The 1,825-nt window shown below is 69.6% G+C and carries 2 protein-coding genes; both read left to right on the top strand.

The features are described from left to right. Positions 1–105: 105 nt before the first annotated feature. The gene (locus ACQKIP_RS46510) at positions 106–1,362 is read left to right on the top strand and encodes a sensor histidine kinase (protein ID WP_365866504.1); all 1,257 of its coding nucleotides are present in this window, start codon (positions 106–108) and stop codon (positions 1,360–1,362) included. Next, positions 1,350–1,825, top strand: a 476-nt coding sequence (locus ACQKIP_RS46505) for a response regulator (RefSeq protein ID WP_427745769.1), incomplete at its 3' end; no start/stop codon positions are given. The genes ACQKIP_RS46510 and ACQKIP_RS46505, both read left to right, overlap by 13 nt.

Raw genomic sequence — 1,825 nt, 5'->3', positions numbered from 1 at the left:
ACCCAGGGGCGGGTGGGGATAGCCCCACTCCCCGGCCGACCAGAACGGTAGCGGGCTCCGTTCGGTGCACAGTGGGAGCACCGAACTGAAGGCGAAGGAAGCATCATGAGACAGCTGGGTTCGTGGCTGGCGCGCGCTGGCGTGGGGTTCGTACGGGCGTGCGTCGTGGCGGTCATCAGCATGCTGGTCCCGGCCTCTTGGGCAGCCGCCGTGGCGCTGGGGATCTGGTGGGGGGCGGGAAACCCGTGGTCGTGGGTTGCGCCGGTCGTGTTGGCGTGCGGGTGCACGCTCGCCCTGTCCCGCTCGGTCTGCCGGATGGTCCGCTTCCTCGTCGCGAGGTGGACGGCCACCGTCATCCCCGCCGGATACCGGCAGGCCGGGCCGGTGACGCGGATGTCCACCGGATACTGGTGGAACGGTTTCAGCTACGAGCGCACCCGCCGCGATGCCCTCTTGGATCAGAAGTGGCGGGTCCGGTGGAGCGACCCCGCCAACTGGCGCGACCTGCGGTTCACGGCGATCGCGCCGCTCACCGCGGGCGTGGTCGCGTCCCTCCCGCCGGCCGGGGTGGCCGTAGCGGTGCTCGGGCTCGGCCAGCCGGGACCCGCCGCGCGTGTCGTCGGGGCGCTCGGTCTGGTCGTGGCCGTCGCTAGCGCTTCGTATGCCTGGCGGTGCGTCGAGCCAGTGGCCGTTCGCTTCCTGCGCCCGTCACCCGCTATGGCGTTGGCGGACCGGGTGGACGAGCTGACTGCCCAGCGCGCGGATGCGACGGTTGCCCAGGCCGCCGAGATCCGCCGGATTGAGCGGGACTTGCACGACGGGGCGCAGGCCCGCCTGGTCGGGCTCGGGCTCTCTTTGGCGACTGCGGAGAAATTGATGGAAACCGACCCTGACCAGGCCAGGATGCTGATGCGGGAAGCACGGGCTGGTGCCACGGCGTCACTGACCGAGCTCCGCGAACTGGTTCAGGGAATCAACCCGCCCGTGCTGAACGACCGCGGGCTCGTCGATGCCGTTCGCGCTCTTGCCCTGGACAGCCCGCTCGAAGCGGCTGTCAGCGCCCCTCTTCAGCTCCGCCTGGACCCGCCGATCGAGTCTGCCCTGTACTTCGCCATCGCCGAATTGCTGACCAATGCGGTCAAGCACGCCCGTGCGACCCTGGCCCGGATCTCCATCAGCCAGGACGACACCGGCATCGTCATCGATGTCGAAGACGACGGCCGCGGCGGGGCCACCCTGCGATCCGACGGCGGACTTGCGGGGCTGCGTCGCCGGCTCGCGGTCTTCGACGGCACCCTGGAGATCATCAGCCCGGCAGGCGGCCCGACCAGGGTGAGGATGATGGTGCCATGCGAATCGTAGTAGCCGAAGACCTCTACCTCCTGCGCGACGGAATGGTCCGCCTCATCGAGGCGTGCGGGCACCAGGTGGTGGCGACAGCAGCCACCGGACCCGAGACGCTTGAGGCACTGCTGACGTGGCGGCCGGACGTTGCCGTCATCGACGTCCGCATGCCGCCGGCCCAGTCGGATGAGGGCCTGCGCGCTGCTCTTGCCGCCCGCAGCGAACTGCCCGGACTGCCGGTTCTCATCCTTTCCCAGTACGTCGAGCAGTTGTACGCCCGCGAGCTGCTGGCCGACGGCGCCGGTGGCATCGGCTACTTCCTCAAGGAGAGCGTCTTCGACGCCGATCAGTTCATCGACGCCCTGGAACGCGTCGCCGCTGGCGGGACCGCCATGGACCCGGCCGTCATCGCCAAACTACTGTCCAGCGGATCCTCGCATCGACGGCTCGAACGGCTCACCGAACGCGAACACTCCGTGCT

The sequence above is a fragment of the Streptomyces sp. NPDC059900 genome, assembly GCF_050270335.1.
In the GTDB taxonomy this organism is placed as follows: Bacteria; Actinomycetota; Actinomycetes; order Streptomycetales; family Streptomycetaceae; genus Streptomyces.
The sequence above is the reverse complement of the archived record's forward strand: the minus strand, read 5'-3'. Positions and strand labels throughout refer to the sequence as shown.

Excerpts from the sequence above, each read along its gene's own strand:
- ACQKIP_RS46510 (WP_365866504.1), top strand. The coding sequence starts at position 106 with ATGAGACAGCTGGGTTCGTGGCTGGCGCGCGCTGGCGTGGGGTTCGTA.